Consider the following 15,612-nt stretch of genomic DNA (forward strand, 5'->3'; position numbering starts at 1 on the left):
TTGCTCCCATGACTAGGATCACCCTGGGTGCATTTCTCAAGCTTGTCCCGACCTACAGAGCCTCCATGGGGGTGGCGGATTGGTTAGGGCATTGGTCAGCGGATCAGACCAGGGAGGGGGCGGTGATGCTACTGGATCACTTAGGGTGTCCCCAGGCCGTGGTCAATGGTTGGGCCATTGCCGCGCAGGTACAAGTCGATCCGAAACTGAAGTCTAAAACCCTAGACTGTGAACAGTTCCAGGCCTGGGCGTTACCGATGATTACCGTCCGGGCCGATTTAGCTGTGGAAGAGTGGCTCGAAACTCCAACCCTGCCAGACTTGGTGGCCTTGGTGGGTTTGAATGGCCAGTACTTGGGTCTATTGGATTTAGGGGCTTTAGTACGATATTGCCTATTCGCAGAGGTCAGTTGGCAGGGCGGTGACGGGAGTGAAATTCCCCCAGAGTTGCTGCGGGCCTGGGAGGCGTTGGCTTGGCCAGTCTTAATTCAAACAGGGGAAGGGGAGGCCATTTGGCAAAACTCGGCCTGGCAAACTCAACTGGGGCCTGGGGGCATTGCCTTGAACGTAGATCGGCAGGGGAGCCGGCCTGGGTTGAACCTCAATGCGACCTATGGCAGCCGCTGGCAGTTCTATCCCTTGCCCCTCAGTAGTCATCATGGGATCTTAGCCTCGACTCACATCTTAAAAACCCAGCCAGAACTCTTACCTGCCTTATGTCTAACGGGCCTGGGGCAGTCGCTGGTGAATAGTCTTGAGATCGCCACCGCCGCCTCTGTCACCCTTTGGCTAGTCCTCGGCCTGGAAATTCCCCACCTAGAACCCTGGACAGAGGAACTAAATGCCAACCTGACCGCCCTGCGGCAACGTTATCAATACCAACAAAAGTTTTTATCTGCCCTCAATCACGAGCTAAAAAACCCAGTCACTAGCCTCCTCAGCCTGACCCAACTGCTACTGCAATCTGATCCAGAGCATGGGGAGTTGCGCCAACAGGATTGCCTAGCATTGATGGAGCGGGCCAGTCGTCAACTGAGTTTTTTGCTGAATCAGTGGTTAGAGTTAACGGAGGCGGCCCAAGGGAATGTGGATTTAACCTGGGAACCCCTAGCTTTACGGCTCCTTGTTCACCAGGCCCAGGAATGGCTGATTCAACAGTTACCCAGTTTTGGCGGTGGCTTAACGGCTGCGGAACTTGGCCAACGTTTTGAGCACTTTCACATAGAAATACCCCCTGGCTTGACCCATCTTTCTGGGGATCGGTTACGACTGCGGCAGAGTTGTGGCTATCTCTTGATGGTGTTGGCTGGTCTGGGGCAAGGGAATTTAGACAGTCCACAGGGGGAGGATTGGGGCTGCCGGGTCAAACAATGGCCGGGCTGGCAAGAGTTGCAGTTTTGGCAAACCGGTCGGGGGATTCCGATCACGGAACAATGTCACTTACTCGATGCAATGCCTGAGGCAGGGACATCGGGGGCCGGGGTTGGCCTGGGGATCATCTTATCCCGACAATTCATTCGCCTCCACGGGGGAGAACTATCCTTTTGGGCTAAAGATGGGGCTGCTGGGGCTGGCCTGGAATTTAGTCTCTTGTTTCCGGTCAATTTGGAGCATCAGGGGCAGTTGATTTTGCTCTATGGCCATGACCCGGCCTGGCTGCGACAACTCTCAGATTATTGGGCGGGCCTGGGTTATGCAACGGCTATTGCTCGGCAAGATTTAGAACTTCTGGATAAAAGTCGCCAACTCCGACCCCAGGCCATTGTTTTGGAACCCCAACTCTATCAGTCCGGTGGGCAACATCTCTTCTTAGCCAGCCTGCGGAATCTTTTAACCGCAATGGCGGAAACTGCCAAAATCCCCTTAATTTCTTGGAGTCAAGGGAGCGTCCCAGAACCCCATCCCGGTGTGTATCTCCTCACTGAACCAGAAGATTTGTCTGGATTAGCCGCCTTGATTAACCAACTGGCGACGGTAAAATTTCCGAGCAGTTCCCCTCCGCTCACCCCGGTTAAATCCTTACCCGTGAAGACCTCAGCACCAACAACGGTCTTAACTGTTTTGCGTCTGGGGGCGACCCATGCCTTTACGCCTCAACTCCACCGATTTCTAGAGGCAACGGATCTGGAACAAGGGCAACTTTTAGCTGAAATTTGGCAGCCGGATATTTTACTTTGGGACTTACCCCTCCCAACAGGCCTGAACGAACTGACAACCTTACCGGACTATCCCCTGTTATCCCGTTTACCCTTAGTCACCTTGGATGAGCAAATCACGCGCCAAGCCTATCAAATTCCCGGTGTGGCGGTTTATCCCTGTTTAGATGTGGCGTTGCTGGGGCAGGTGATTGAGCGGGCCTGGAGACATTCGATAATCTGACAGAGTTCCTGCTCAAAGGTAATTTGGGCCCGATTGGTGCGCCCGCCGAAATACAGGGTTTCCCCTTGGACCAGGCCCCAGGTTTGAGAATGGGAGACGTAACTCATGATCACCCCCGCCATCAAGAGGGCAAACCCCAAATAGAACAGAGGAATCCCCGGATCCGCTTTAATTTGTAAGCCCGTACTACCCAGAATTTCCTCAATAGTCAAGGTCACGCCATTAATTTCTTGACTAACCCCGGCTCGTAAGCTGGTCAGGAATTTACCATCGGTGTCATAAACCAGCAGAGTTCCCTGTAAATCTCGGGCAATTAAGGAAATTCCAGCACTCAAATCAGTCTTGGTCGGAATCCAAGTGCCCCAAAGCCGCCCTTTGCCCCCCGTATCCAGTTGAGCCATGGGAAGTTGTAAGACGGGGCTTTGGTTAATCCGAAACCGCACGCCGCCAATTGACCAATCGGCCTGGTAAAGGCTGACACCGTGATATTTTAGGGGTTGGTTGACATGAATCGTATCCCGCTTAACTTCTGCGCCCTGCTGATCGAGAACCGACAAATCGGAATAAAACTGATCAATTTCCCCAGCAGTATCGTAGTTAATCCAAAAGCGATTTACCCGGACTGACCAATCTTGAGGCGCATGGGAAAAGGGCCCGGCCTGGATCAGATGGGCAATGTTAAATGTATTCCCGCTGAGGATTAACTCCTGAGCCATAAATCCAGTCAAGGAGCCGACAATTCCCCCCAACAGGATCAAAATCATACTGGCATGGACAATAATCGGCCCAATCCGTCCGGCTAGGCCCTTGCGTGCATAGAGACGATCATCGGCCTGGAACACCTTATAGCCCTTGGTGGCCAATATTTCCCCAATATCCCTTAGCTCAACTCCAGACAGTTCCGTACTTAAAGCTAGTTTTTGAAATTGCCGGGGCTGATCATAATATTTCCACCGTCTAGCGGCAGTAAGGGCTGGAAATTGGCGAGTAAAGGTACAGGCAGTTAAACTCGTCCCAAACAAAACCAGCAGGGCTAAATACCACCAGGTTTGATAGACGCGATCCAAGCCCAGAAATAAGAGGCGTTTTCCCGTTAAAAAACCAAAGAGGGCTGGACTTTCGGGATAGTTAGCAAAATAAAATTCCGGGGCCTGGCCCTGTTCGATCACAGTTCCGGCAATACTCAGCAGGGCAATCACCAACAGCAGGACAATCGCCAAGCGCAAATCGGCCAGCATCGGGAGAATGTCTTTTTTCCAGAGCTTGACCAACCAGGCCTGGGCGAGATGAAATTGATTGATTGATTGATTTTGTGCATCCATAATCTTAATTATCGGGCCTGATTTCGGCAATTTTCACGGTGGGAGGTTCTGGCACTGTTAGCGCAGATGGGAATGACCAAATGCCAATCAGTCAGTGGGATTTCTAAAAATCGTGAAGGACATATACCCGGTATCCATCAAAATATGTTCATAAATTCCCTCAGCAATAATTTCATCTGTAACTTTTTTGATCGGTGAGTTATTAATTCCTTGGGCATCATACCAACCATAGTAATCATGGAGAATAAAATAGCCACCGGGCCTGAGTATCCACGGCACATAGTTATAAACATCTTCCTTACACCCCTCGTAACTGTGATCACCATCAATAAAAATCAAATCTACAGTTTCATTAATGGTGACTTGATCGGAGCGGGTGTTGATAAGTTCTACATAACTTGAAAGATTGGCTTTAGTGATTAATTCAGTTGCTTCTGTTGTTGGAAATGGATCAATTGAATATAATTTCCGAGTCTGAGGTTTTTCCAGTTCAGGATAGTTTATATCCGGTCGTTGTTTATGTTGCTGCGGCTCTTGCCAACCAATATCTAAGAACTTTAAGGCACTGGCCAAACAGAGGGTAGAAAATCCCTTAAACCGGCCAATTTCCACAATCCGATTTGCTTTGATACTGACTGCTAAGGAAAATAAACTCATGCCCAAACCAAATTCTGATCCCCCCGCTGATAGGGCTGAACGCATCAAACCAAAGAAATCACCAAAGTACCCATCCATGGCCTGGAAGTTTTCGGGTAAATGTTCGGTGGACATCAACTGTTCAACACTTTTATTAGTCATTATTTTTAAAAAAATGACATTTCACTGCATCTTTAACCATCATTTTCAGCGTTTCCAAATCATTAGCTTGGGTGAAGATCGACTCTCCTACGGCACAGGCAACATAGCCACCTTCAATATCTTCCTCAACAACGAAAATATTTTCTTGAACCTTGCGAGAGGGTAGAATTGTTTTTCAGATGTCATGATGTTTAAACCTATTGAATCGGACAAAACAAAGGCCTTATTCTTTTGATTCAGCTTGTATCCTTATAAGCATAAATTAACTGCTGGACAAAATTTGGCTAATCACTTCCTCCGGCTCCATTGAGACAACTTGAACACTGCTGCTATTCCGGCCACAGGGAATTTGATCAATGGTCATTCGCCGCCACCGCTCCCGATTCGTGACCAGGCCCACCTCAGGCACTTCTGCACCAATTGGGGGGGAAACCGCCACCAGACCTGCTAAATAATCTTGAGGATTGGTAAACTTAAGGGTCATTGTTCCCAGTTGTCCCAGTTGGATTGGCCGCACCTCATTCAAGGAAATTTGTTTGGCATACCCTTGGGCTGTTACCAGCAGCAGATTAGTTGTCTCTGAAGTGGCAATTGCGCCAATAATTCGCTCCTGAGTGCCCAACTTAAAGGCCGCAATCCCGGCACTGGCCCGATTCATGATCGGTATGGTTTCCCCTTGAAAGCGTAAAATTCGACTGGTAGAGGTGGCGACAATGAGGGTTTGGGTTGGCAGCATCGGAATTACCCAGGCCAAGGCATCATCGTCTTTTAATTTGATTAACTGCAATGCCCGTTGATTCATGCTAGTAAGTTCGGTGGCTGGAATTCGCTTGACCCTGGCCTGGTGGGTAATCAGGACAAAATCAGGGTAATTTTCCGGGGCATCGGTGGCTGGCTCTAACCAAACTTGAAGGAGTTGTTCCCCTTGGGCTGAGGTGGGTAAGAGGGTTTGCAGCGGTTGACCTTTTTGGTTGCGCTCAGTGAGGGGAATTTGGGCCACGGGAACACTATAGGCTTTGCCATTGCTGCCAACTAAATAAAGGGTGTTTTGACGTTGACTGGGGGCCTGGAACATTGGATAGTCTTTTTTGGCCTCTTGCCATTGCTCCTTGGCCTGGGGGGGAATCACAAAACTATTCCGGGCCAGGGAGGTTAAACAGCGGCCATAGCCTTTTTGACTCACTTCCACCATGACGGGCAGATCGGGATTGATGTCAATTTCTGCGGTGGTTAGGGTTGGCAGGCTTGGCACATCAGTCAGTATCTGCGTCCGGCGGGGATCTGCAAATTGCCGTTTGAGGTGGCGCAGTTCTTTTTTCAGGGCTTTGAGGAGTTCATGGCGGCTACCAAGGAGGGTTTGCAATTCCTGGATGCGCTGGCTAAGGTCTTGAAATTCCCGTTCTAAATTCTCCCGTTCCAGGCCAGTTAAGCGTCTCAAGGGCATCGCTAAAATCGCATCGGCTTGACGGTCGCTTAAGTCAAATTCCTCTTGAAGGTTAATTTTTGCAGTGGGGCCATCGGGGGCCTGGCGGAGGAGATCAATCAACCGATCCAAGCCATTCAAGCCCGCCAATAAACCCTCAACAATATGACTGCGGGCCTGGGCCTGATCCAGTTCGTGTTGATAGCGGCGGCTAAGGGTTTCTTCCCGAAATTTCAGAAATTCTTGTAATAATTCTACCAGCGAAAGTTGCCGGGGTTGACCGTTGACGATGGCCAGGAGAATCACACCAAAATTACTTTGTAGGGCCGTTTGCCGATATAACTGCTCAAGGACTTTTTGAGGATGCCCTTCCCGTTTCAGTTCAATTACCACCCGCATTCCGTCCCGATCACTTTCGTCCCGCAGATCGGCAATGCCCTCTAAACGCCCTTGGTTACTCAGATCGGCAATTTTTTCAATCCAGGCCGCCTTATTGACTTGAAAGGGGAGTTCGGTCACGATAATCGCACTGCGCCGTAGAGCCTTGCTCGTTCGTAGATGCCGCCCCCGGCCGGGTTGAATTTCCTCAATTTGAGCTACCCCCCGCATCGTGACTAGGCCGCGCCCCGTTTCATAGGCCTGGATAATTCCTTTCGTATCAATAATCTGCCCGCCGGTGGGAAAGTCAGGGCCGGGGAGATGCTGCATCAGATCTGGTAAAGAAATCTCGGGCCGGTCAATCAGAGCAATCAGGGCATCCACCACTTCATTCAGGTTATGGGGCGGAATATTTGTTGCCATTCCCACCGCGATGCCTGAAGAGCCATTCAAGAGCAAAATCGGTAACTGGGCCGGGAGGACAAGGGGTTCCTGTTGGGAATTGTCAAAGTTGGGGGCAAAATCCACGGTTGCCAGGCCCACTTCCGTCAACATGGCCGTATTGGCAATGGGGGCTAACCGAGTTTCTGTGTAACGCATGGCCGCGGGCGGGTCATCATCAACAGAGCCAAAATTGCCATGGCCGTCTAAGAGGGGATAGCGACTACTAAAGGTTTGGACCAACCGCACCAGGGCATCGTAAACCGACTGATCACCGTGGGGATGATATTTACCGAGCACGTCCCCAACAACACGGGCACATTTGCGATAGGGCCGATCCGGTGTTAAGCCCAACTCATACATGGCATATAAAATTCGCCGATGCACTGGTTTTAGCCCGTCCCGCACATCCGGTAAAGCCCGCCCGATAATCACACTCATGGCGTATTCAAGGTAGGACTGTTGCATTTCGGTGTGCAAAGCCGTCGGGATAATATTACCCTCGCTTAATAAATTGAGTTGCTCTGCCATGAACGCCAATCCTTTTACCAGGTCTAAACATCGTTACAGTAATCGGCTCTGGTCTCTAGGCGCAAGTTGGCCTGGATTTACCACACTCAATCTTGCCCAAAGCTCATGAAATCCGAGAGCCAGATTTGGTCATATTGTAGGCTTCATGGGATAAAACTTCCTTGGGAGCAATGTCGTTACCTGTATCTTGACAAATCATCCGGTAGTGATGGGTGATGGGAATACTGATGATGTTGCGATTATAGCTGAGGCGTTTACCTCCAAATTCCAGATAACTAGCCCCCTGATCTAATCGAGTGATAATGTGCGGGCCTTGATCACAATCGGCTTGGGAAATCCACTACATCCTCAGCAAATGTCGCTAACCAGGCCTGCTTTTCTTCTTTTTTAATCCCTAATTCGGCTAAATGCTGTTGACGTTGGATATCCCTCTGCTGACAAAGATGACAGGATTGGCTAAAGCCTTTGTGACCACAGGGGAATACCTTTTTCCGTTTGGGCATCAGGAGTCTGCCTTTTCCATCGGGACGAGGAGCAACTGGTTTCCACTCCAGGCCTGGCATGGGAGAAAATGAAGCTATGAAGCAGAAAAATATTTGGTTTTGGCTGGTGGCCTGGCTGGGGATTCTGACGGATCGCCTCTCGAAATGGTGGGTGATCACTGTGTTTGATCTAACCAGTCCGCCCGAATCTATCCCAATTTGGCCAGGAATATTTCATTTTACCTATGTGACTAACTCCGGGGCCGCCTTTAGTCTCTTTGCCAATGGCAGTGGTTGGTTGCGCTGGTTGTCTTTGGGGGTCAGCCTGGGCCTGGTTGCCTATGGAATTTGGGGGCCGCGCTTAGGGCGTTGGGAGCAGTTCGGATATGGGTTTCTCTTGGCTGGGGCCTTGGGCAATGGGGTGGATCGGCTCTTAACGGGGGAAGTCGTTGATTTTTTAGATTTCCGGCTGATTCGGTTTCCCATTTTTAATCTGGCAGATGTTTGGATTAACCTTGGTGTGGCCTGTTTGTTGATTGGCATCTGGCGAGCTTCCCAGCCCCGGGCCCATCCCTAGGAATTGTTTTTGTTCAGGAAAGACCCCTTGATCTGTTGCCAATTGATCTTAGGTAAAAAGTAAATCAAGAATGCCACCTGAGCCGTAAAAACCCAGCCATAGTAGCGAAAAATGAGATTAAAATCCCACTGGGCTTCGTAACTGAGACTGGCAATAGTCCACAGGAAAATAATCCCAGGCAGGGTCAGCCGCTTCAATAGTTTGGCGGGATTGCGGCTAATGGAGCTAAGGGGTTTGACGTTCATGGAGCTAAGTTCCTTCCTGAGAATTACACCGTTGTGAGCGTGAATGTTGCCTAAATGGACTCAGTCAAGAAACATTTGGAAATCGTGAACTGAGAATTTCCTGGGTATTAAGGGAAGCAAGAACCGCTATTGTTGTTGATTGTAGCAAGGCAGAATTTCTGGGAACCCCGGCCCGTTTTTTTGTCATGGTTAGTAACAATCTCCCTTGCATGACTCACCCCCAAGGAATTTAACCGCCGTCCTATGGTTTCCATTGCCCGCAAAAACCTCTTTGAAGACTTTCCTCGCTTTATGGTCGCCCAGGCCGGGATTATGTTTGCGGTGGCCTTAGTGACGGTGCAGACGGGCCTGTTGGAGGGATTTACCAAGTCATCCAGTTTATTAATTGATGGGGTGAAAGCAGATCTCTGGGTGGCTTCCAAAAGTATGCGTTTTTTTGATCTCACCCTACCCTTGCCCTACAGTCGTGTTGCCACCATCCAACAATTACCAGAGGTTGTGCGGGCCGAGCCATTGATTATTCAAAGCGGTATCTGGCAACGGTTGAGTTCCAGTGATATTGCCCCCGTGCGAGTGATTGGATTTGACCCGAAAGGAGAGTTATTTCAACCCTGGAATATTCAAACGGGTTCCCTGGAGGATTTAGAACGTCCCAATACAGCCTTTATTGACCGGATTGATGCAACTGGCCTGGGGATTACGGCGGTGGGCCAAGGGGCCGCCTTAAATGGGCAGCGATTATTGGTGAAGGGGATGACGGTGGGAGTCCGGTCGTTGGTGGCGAGTCCCTATGTGTTTATGTCCACTGAAAATGCCAATCTCTATACCAATCTCGTCCAAATTCCCGGCCAACTGCCCCTCAATGCAGCCCCGCCCCTGGCCCCCGACTCTCCCATTAGCTATGTGCTGGTACAGGTTGTGCCCGGTACGGATCTAGCGGCCCTAAAAACTAAGCTGGCAGACGCAATTCCCAATAGTCGGATATTGACCCAGGCCGAGATGTCCAAAGTTACCCAAGTCTATTGGCGCAGTAGTACGGGAGTCGGGTTTATCCTGGGCCTGGGGGCGATTGTCGGCATTGTGGTGGGTACGGTGGTAGTGGGGCAAATCCTCTATGCCTCTGTGGCGGATCATCTGAAGGAATATGGAACCCTCAAAGCCATGGGGGCCAGTGATCGCTATCTCTATCGGGTGATCCTTGAGCAGGCCCTGTGGATGGCAGTGTTGGGCTACTTACCCGGCCTGGGGTTAGCCATGGGCTTAGGCAGTTGGACGATGCAAACTCGGGCAATTCAGATTTTAGTTAGCCCCACCTCCGCTGCGGTTATTTTTGGGGTAACGGTGGCCATGTGTAGTGGGGCTGCAGTCTTTGCAATTCAAAAAGTGACTCGGTTGGATCCAGCTATGGTCTTTAAATCCTAAACTCCCGTTGTGATAGGTTGCTGCTAAAGTCTTGTTCATTGGCCAGTTCTCCAGTCCATTACACCAACATTGTCTTCAGCAGTTGAATGTTGTCCCTAATATTCGCGCCCGAAGTTTGTAAGGCAGTTAATTCTTCCCCAATTAAAGGCAGTTCAATAACCTGTTCAACCCCCCTAGCTCCCAGTTTAATCGGGACACCCATGCAAACGTCTGTCAGACCATATTCCCCTTCTAAATAAACTGAGGCGGGGAGAATCCGGTGTTGATCCGCTAAAATTGCGGCCACCATTTCGGCTGTGGCAGCGGCAGGGGCATAGTAGGCACTTCCCGATTTCAAGAAGCTAACAATTTCGGCTCCCCCATTCCGAGTTCGGTCTATCAGGGGGGCAATAACGCTCAGGGGCAATAATTCCGGTAAAGGAATGCCATTGACCGTGGTATGGCGGGGCAGTGGAACCATTAAATCCCCATGACCCCCCAACACCATGGCCCTGATGTCACGGACACTGATGCCCATTTCTGCCGCAATAAAACTGGCAAACCGGGCCGAGTCTAAGATCCCCGCCATTCCCAAAACCCGTTCTTTTTCCAGGCCACTGACTTGCCAGGCCAGGTGGGTCATCACATCTAAGGGGTTGGTGACAACAATTAAAACAGCATTGGGAGCCTGGTTGATGGCTTTGATGGTAATTTCTTGAACCAGTTGGCCATTGATTTTGAGTAAATCTTCCCGACTCATGCCCGGTTTACGAGGGAACCCAGCCGTGAGCACGACAATATCTACCCCCGCTAAATCCCCATAGCTTTCAGTCCCGAGGATGGTGGAATGATTGCCGCTGATGGCCTGGGCCTGGTTTAAGTCGAGGGCAAGCCCTTGGGTCCGGCCGGGGATGACATCCAACAGCACAACTTGGGCTAGATCCAGTTCCAGAATCCGGCGCGCTAGGGTACTGCCAACATTGCCGGCCCCAATGATCCCAACCCTGGCCTGCCGCCCAACCACTTATTTGCCAGCTTCCACTTGATCGAGGCGTAACCAGATGGTCGGAGTTGGGACTGGAAATTTAATTTGGGCATAGTCGTCTTTGATATCCACAATTTCTCCCCGTCCCTCAAAAATATAGCTGGGAAAGCGGGGGTCACTGGCCTGGCTCTCAAGGCTGTTGGTCAGTTTCTCGGCAATAACTTGGACAAAATCACCTTTTTTTACAGTCATAGGGCTTCCGACTCAGGGACTAAAAGAACTATGTTGTTATCTTACGCAACGGCCTGGGGTAATTGAACGAGGGCTTGATCAGGTTTGATTATGACTTGGTTGAGTTTTTTTGTTCCCACCGCCAGAGACTAATCATCAGGGCAATCACCCCCAGTTGGAGAGCAAAGTTTCCTAATAGTTCTTGATCGGCCTGGCCAGCAATCAATTTCAGTAAAAAAATCATCGCCCCAATCAGTCCCGAGGCGGCAAAAACCAAATACATGACTTGGCGTAATCCTCGGTAGGGGGCCTGGGCTTCTTTGAGGAGACGTTGGCGAAATTCAGCTTCGGCGCGGGTTTGGGGAGTCTTGGGATTCATGGGGTTATTTTAGCTAACCATAACCATGTTCCGCCAGAAACTCAAGGGTAATTAAATCATGGCCATAGTTAGAGTTTGGTGGTTCTGTGTCTCGATGGGGTTGGAGGAACTTGGCGGCATATTTTCCCAGCAGATCCGCCTCAAGATTCACAGGTGAGCCAAGGGATAAATCTTTTAAGTTCGTGGCCTGGTAGGTGTGGGGAATCACAGCAACGGTAAATACGCTCCCACTGGGATCACAATTTGCCACGGTTAAACTAATGCCGTTAATCGCAATACTGCCTTTGGGGACAATATACGCGGCCACACTCTTGGGGGCCTGGAAACTCAATTCCCAACTGGCTTCTGAGTCTTCAACTTGAGTCAGTGTGCCCACCCCATCCACATGACCACTGACAAAATGTCCGCCTACTTTATCTCCAACCCTTAAGGCCGGTTCTAAGTTCACTGGGGCCTGGGTCTGGGCAATGTTTTTCAAATTAGAGCGGGATAGGGTTTCGGGGGAGACGGTGACGGTAAAGGATTGGGCATCATAGGTTTCGACAGTTAAACAAATCCCATTCACGGCAATACTGTCGCCAATTTCTACAGCTTTTAAGAATTGACAGTTAGGACAATGGACTTTGAGTTGGGAGGCTGAGGTGAGGGAAATGGTTCCCAGGCCTTGAATCAATCCGGTAAACATCTAATACTTCCGTTCTTGGGGGGGGAATAAACTCAGATTCACGGGGACATATTCCAGTTGCACACCCGCTTGGGAGTAGTAGGCAAAGGTATGTTTGAGGAATTTTTCATCATCTCGATTGGGGTAGTCTTCCCGAGCATGGGCGCCGCGGCTTTCTTGACGGTTTAAGGCTCCAGTTAAGATCATCTCGCCAACAATAATTAGGCTTTGTAACTCAAGGGCTTCCGTAATTTCCGTATTCCAAACTAAGCCGGCATCATCCAAGCGAATTTGCTCGGCTTTGGCCTGGAGGGCTTGGAGTTGTTTGAATCCTTCTGCCATCAGTTCTGCCGTCCGAAACACGCCACAATGCTCGGTTAGACAGTCCTGCACCTGTTGGCGAATCTCGGCAATCCGATAGGGGCCATTTTTTTGGCGTAGGTTGTCTAACTGGGCCTGGGCAGTTTGATAGTAGGGTTGGGCATATAGTTCCGGGAGTTTCGCGGTTTGGAGATAGTTGGCAATCGCTGCCCCTGTCCGCCGGCCATAAACCACACATTCCAAGAGGGAGTTACTGCCCAAACGATTGGCCCCATGGACTGAAACACAGGAGGTTTCCCCGGCCGCAAAAAAGCCCGTGACAATTTGATCCGCGCCCGATTTAACTTGCCCGTGAGTCGTGACCGGAATTCCGCCCATGGAGTAATGCACAGTCGGCCGTACCGGAATTGGCTCCACCACAGCATCCACACCTGCCAGCCGATGAGACTCCTCCCAACAAAATGGCACCCGACTCATAATTTTTTCCCGCCCCATGTGGCGCAAATCCAGATAGACAAACGGCCCACCTGCTGATCCATCTTTGTTTGCCCCCCGGCCGGCCCGAATTTCGGTGGCAATCGCGCGTGAGGTAATATCCCTGGGGGCCAATTCCATCCGACTTGGGGCATAGCGGGCCATGAACCGTTCTCCCTCGGCGTTGATTAAGTAAGCCCCTTCACCGCGGACAGCCTCGGAAATCAAAACTCCGGCCGGATATAACCCCGTGGGATGAAACTGCACAAATTCCATGTCTTCCAGGGGTAACCCTGCCATTGCTGTCATCGCCAGGCCATCCCCTGTAGAGGCATAGTCATTGGATGTGGTGTTAAAGACCCGCCCATAGCCGCCTGTGGCAAACATCACCGCCTTAGCCCGAATCACCTGAATTGAACCTGTCCGAATGTGATAGAGCACGACCCCCTTGGCCTGGTTATCCTCCAAGATTAGGCGCATCACATACCACTCTTCATAAAACTGCACCCCGTACTTGAGGAGATTGCAATAAAGCTCATGGAGAATGGCATGGCCGGTTTTGTCGGCGGCGTAACAGGTGCGATTGTGACTATGGCCGCCAAAGGCGCGCTGGGCGATGCGACCATCGGGTAAACGGGAAAATAACACGCCCAAATGCTCTAGATCTATAACCACATCGGGGGCTTCTTGGGTCAAAATCGCCACCGCATCTTGATCCGCTAGAAAGTCAGAACCCTTGACCGTATCGAAGGCGTGGGCTTCCCAGGTATCGGTATCATCCACATTTTTCAGGGTGGCGGCAATTCCCCCCTGGGCGGCAACGGAATGGGATCGGATCGGATGGGTTTTAGCGATCAGGGCAATATTGACATCCGGCAATTTCCGACAGAGTTCCAAGGCCGCTCGACAGCCCGCCAGGCCCCCTCCGACAATCACTACATCATGATCTTGGCCAGGGAGAGTCGGATTCGCCATGATTAGCCCAGGAACCTTAAAAAGACTTACTTCTTGATTCTATCGGCTGATCTCTTGGGGATAGGTTGCAATTGGTTAAGATGTAATCAGTCTGCCTCTTGTTAAATTCCTTTCCCCTCTTTCCTATGTCTCGCCTCCATTACCTCCGTCATGTTCCCTTTGAAGGCCCAGGAAATATTGCTAAATGGGCAGAAAGCCGGGGCTATTCCTTAACAGGCACTCATCTGGATCAAAATGACCCCTTGCCGGGCCTGGACAGTTTTGATTGGCTGGTGGTGATGGGTGGCCCGATGAATGTGGATCAAGAAGCCGACTATCCTTGGTTGGCAGTAGAAAAGGCTTTTATCCTCAGCGCAATTGATCGGGGCAAAACGGTTCTGGGAGTTTGTTTAGGGGCACAGTTGATCGCCTCTGTCTTGGGTGGTGTGGTTTACCCAGGCCCCGCCAAAGAAATTGGTTGGTTTCCGATTGAACTGACGGTGAAGGGTTTGCAATATCAACTGTTTCCCCCCGGCCGGGATCAATTTATGGTCTTTCATTGGCATGGGGATACCTTTACGATTCCCAGCGGGGCCTGGGCCTTGGCCAGTAGTAATGCCTGTGCCCAGCAAGGGTTTCTCTATAATCAGCGGGTTTTGGGTTTGCAATGCCATTTAGAATCTACCCAAGAGAGTATTCAAGCCTTATTAAATCATTGTGCTGATGAATTAGTTCCAGGAACCTACATTCAATCTGCCACAGCAATTCAAGCCCAATGTCAGTATTTACTAGAGTTAGAACAAACCCTATTTTATGTGTTAGACCAATTCGCAGAACTATCCGTCAACGCCCCATCTTTATTGGATTTGACCTGATAATGCAAAAATAATTCATCTCCAATTTGCTTGCTTTGAACTAACTGAAACCGGGGGGCATCTGCGACAGAAAAACCCAATCCCGCCACAGGAGTTGCAGCCATTGTTCCCCCTAAAACCAAAGGACAAAGCGTCACCCACCATTCATCAATCAAACCAGCCGCCAAAAGGGATGCAATTAAAACACCCCCCCCTAAAACAGCTAATTTCTTGATGCCCAGGCCATGGAGTTGTTCATAGGCCGCAACCAGATCAATTTGATCATCAGACGTGGTGGGAGAAAGAACCTGTGCAAAATTGTCTTGATCCAAATTGTCTTGATCTAACCAGGCCCTGGCTCCAGCTTTGGTTGTTAACAAATAACGGGGAATGGGTTGTTGAAAAAAGCGTAAATTCGGGTCAATTTTTCCAGACTGGGAACAGACAATTTGGATCGGTTGGGCAGATTTCCCTTGGGCTAGTCGGGCCTGGATTAGGAATTCCCGTTGGACGCGCATCGCTGTGCCACCGGATCTGAGGGTTGCTGCTCCAAAAATCACCCCATCGGCCTGGGCTACTAATGCTTCTAAATGGTCATAATCATGGCGGGAACCAAATAACTGATCTGGCCCACGCGCCGCCGCAATTTTGCCATCTAAACTCATCGCTAAAATGACCGTAGCCCAGGGGCGGGATTGGCACATGGTAAATATTCGTCTCGATATAATAATGCTAGACTCGAGGCGATTGGGTTTTATCCCCTCCCTTCAATCT

The 15,612-nt window shown here is 50.3% G+C and carries 15 protein-coding genes and 1 pseudogene; 4 read left to right on the forward strand and 12 right to left on the reverse strand.

What is annotated here, in order from left to right; all coding sequences use genetic code 11:
- The first annotated feature begins 8 nt into the window (after positions 1 to 8).
- Positions 9 to 2,378, forward strand: a complete 2,370-nt coding sequence (locus tag RIF25_RS10935; protein ID WP_322878576.1) for a sensor histidine kinase — start codon at positions 9 to 11, stop codon at positions 2,376 to 2,378.
- On the opposite strand, the gene RIF25_RS10940 is transcribed toward RIF25_RS10935, so the two are convergent.
- From RIF25_RS10940 to RIF25_RS17490, 5 genes and pseudogenes are all read right to left on the reverse strand, one after another.
- Entirely contained in the window at positions 2,309 to 3,700 is a 1,392-nt protein-coding gene (locus tag RIF25_RS10940; protein ID WP_322878577.1) for a cytochrome c biogenesis protein, read from the reverse strand. The two genes, RIF25_RS10935 and RIF25_RS10940, sit on opposite strands and share 70 nt — an antisense overlap.
- Before the next feature lie 87 nt (positions 3,701 to 3,787).
- On the reverse strand, positions 3,788 to 4,498 hold the full coding sequence (locus tag RIF25_RS10945; protein WP_322878578.1) for a class I SAM-dependent methyltransferase: 711 nt from the start codon (positions 4,496 to 4,498) through the stop codon (positions 3,788 to 3,790).
- Entirely contained in the window at positions 4,491 to 4,667 is a 177-nt protein-coding gene (locus RIF25_RS17290; protein WP_407682399.1) for a 2-oxoisovalerate dehydrogenase E1 subunit beta, read from the reverse strand. The genes RIF25_RS10945 and RIF25_RS17290 overlap by 8 nt, the downstream gene beginning before the upstream one ends.
- 93 nt (positions 4,668 to 4,760) lie before the next feature.
- Complete coding sequence (locus RIF25_RS10950; RefSeq protein ID WP_322878579.1) at positions 4,761 to 7,271, reverse strand: DNA gyrase/topoisomerase IV subunit A; 2,511 nt, start codon at positions 7,269 to 7,271, stop codon at positions 4,761 to 4,763.
- A 103-nt stretch (positions 7,272 to 7,374) separates the two neighbouring features.
- Positions 7,375 to 7,774, reverse strand: a pseudogene (locus RIF25_RS17490) (DUF7682 family zinc-binding protein).
- A 76-nt stretch (positions 7,775 to 7,850) separates the two neighbouring features.
- On the opposite strand from RIF25_RS17490, the gene lspA reads away from it, so the two are divergent.
- Entirely contained in the window at positions 7,851 to 8,330 is a 480-nt protein-coding gene (lspA, locus tag RIF25_RS10960) for a signal peptidase II (RefSeq protein WP_322878648.1), read from the forward strand.
- On the opposite strand, the gene RIF25_RS10965 is transcribed toward lspA, so the two are convergent.
- Positions 8,327 to 8,575: a hypothetical protein gene (locus RIF25_RS10965; protein WP_322878581.1), complete on the reverse strand. Its 249-nt coding sequence runs from the start codon at positions 8,573 to 8,575 to the stop codon at positions 8,327 to 8,329. The genes lspA and RIF25_RS10965 overlap by 4 nt on opposite strands.
- A 243-nt stretch (positions 8,576 to 8,818) precedes the next feature.
- Here RIF25_RS10965 and RIF25_RS10970 point away from each other — a divergent pair, with 243 nt between their 5' ends.
- A complete protein-coding gene (locus tag RIF25_RS10970; RefSeq protein ID WP_322878582.1) occupies positions 8,819 to 9,997 on the forward strand; it encodes an FtsX-like permease family protein in 1,179 nt (392 codons plus the stop codon).
- Positions 9,998 to 10,055: 58 nt separating this feature from the next.
- Here RIF25_RS10970 and mdh read toward each other — a convergent pair whose 3' ends face one another.
- The 5 genes from mdh to RIF25_RS10995 form a co-directional block, all read right to left on the reverse strand.
- Positions 10,056 to 11,000, reverse strand: a complete 945-nt coding sequence (mdh, locus tag RIF25_RS10975; protein ID WP_322878583.1) for a malate dehydrogenase — start codon at positions 10,998 to 11,000, stop codon at positions 10,056 to 10,058.
- Positions 11,001 to 11,213 carry an NAD(P)H-quinone oxidoreductase subunit O gene (gene ndhO / locus RIF25_RS10980; protein ID WP_322878584.1) on the reverse strand — a complete coding sequence of 71 codons (213 nt, stop codon included), beginning with the start codon at positions 11,211 to 11,213 and terminating at the stop codon, positions 11,001 to 11,003.
- Between the two features lie 88 nt (positions 11,214 to 11,301).
- Entirely contained in the window at positions 11,302 to 11,571 is a 270-nt protein-coding gene (locus RIF25_RS10985) for a DUF3493 domain-containing protein (protein WP_322878585.1), read from the reverse strand.
- Positions 11,572 to 11,584: 13 nt separating this feature from the next.
- On the reverse strand, positions 11,585 to 12,256 hold the full coding sequence (locus tag RIF25_RS10990) for a riboflavin synthase (protein ID WP_322878586.1): 672 nt from the start codon (positions 12,254 to 12,256) through the stop codon (positions 11,585 to 11,587).
- Positions 12,257 to 14,005 carry a succinate dehydrogenase/fumarate reductase flavoprotein subunit gene (locus tag RIF25_RS10995; protein WP_322878587.1) on the reverse strand — a complete coding sequence of 583 codons (1,749 nt, stop codon included), beginning with the start codon at positions 14,003 to 14,005 and terminating at the stop codon, positions 12,257 to 12,259. It abuts the gene before it with no gap.
- Positions 14,006 to 14,130: 125 nt separating this feature from the next.
- Between RIF25_RS10995 and RIF25_RS11000 the strand changes: the two genes are divergently transcribed.
- A complete protein-coding gene (locus RIF25_RS11000) occupies positions 14,131 to 14,859 on the forward strand; it encodes a type 1 glutamine amidotransferase (protein ID WP_322878588.1) in 729 nt (242 codons plus the stop codon).
- On the opposite strand, the gene RIF25_RS11005 is transcribed toward RIF25_RS11000, so the two are convergent.
- Positions 14,796 to 15,542, reverse strand: coding sequence for a RibD family protein (locus RIF25_RS11005; protein ID WP_322878589.1), 747 nt, complete (start codon positions 15,540 to 15,542; stop codon positions 14,796 to 14,798). The genes RIF25_RS11000 and RIF25_RS11005 overlap by 64 nt on opposite strands.
- Positions 15,543 to 15,612: the final 70 nt, after the last annotated feature.

The organism is Pseudocalidococcus azoricus BACA0444, from assembly GCF_031729055.1.
In the GTDB taxonomy this organism is placed as follows: Bacteria; Cyanobacteriota; Cyanobacteriia; order Thermosynechococcales; family Thermosynechococcaceae; genus Pseudocalidococcus; species Pseudocalidococcus azoricus.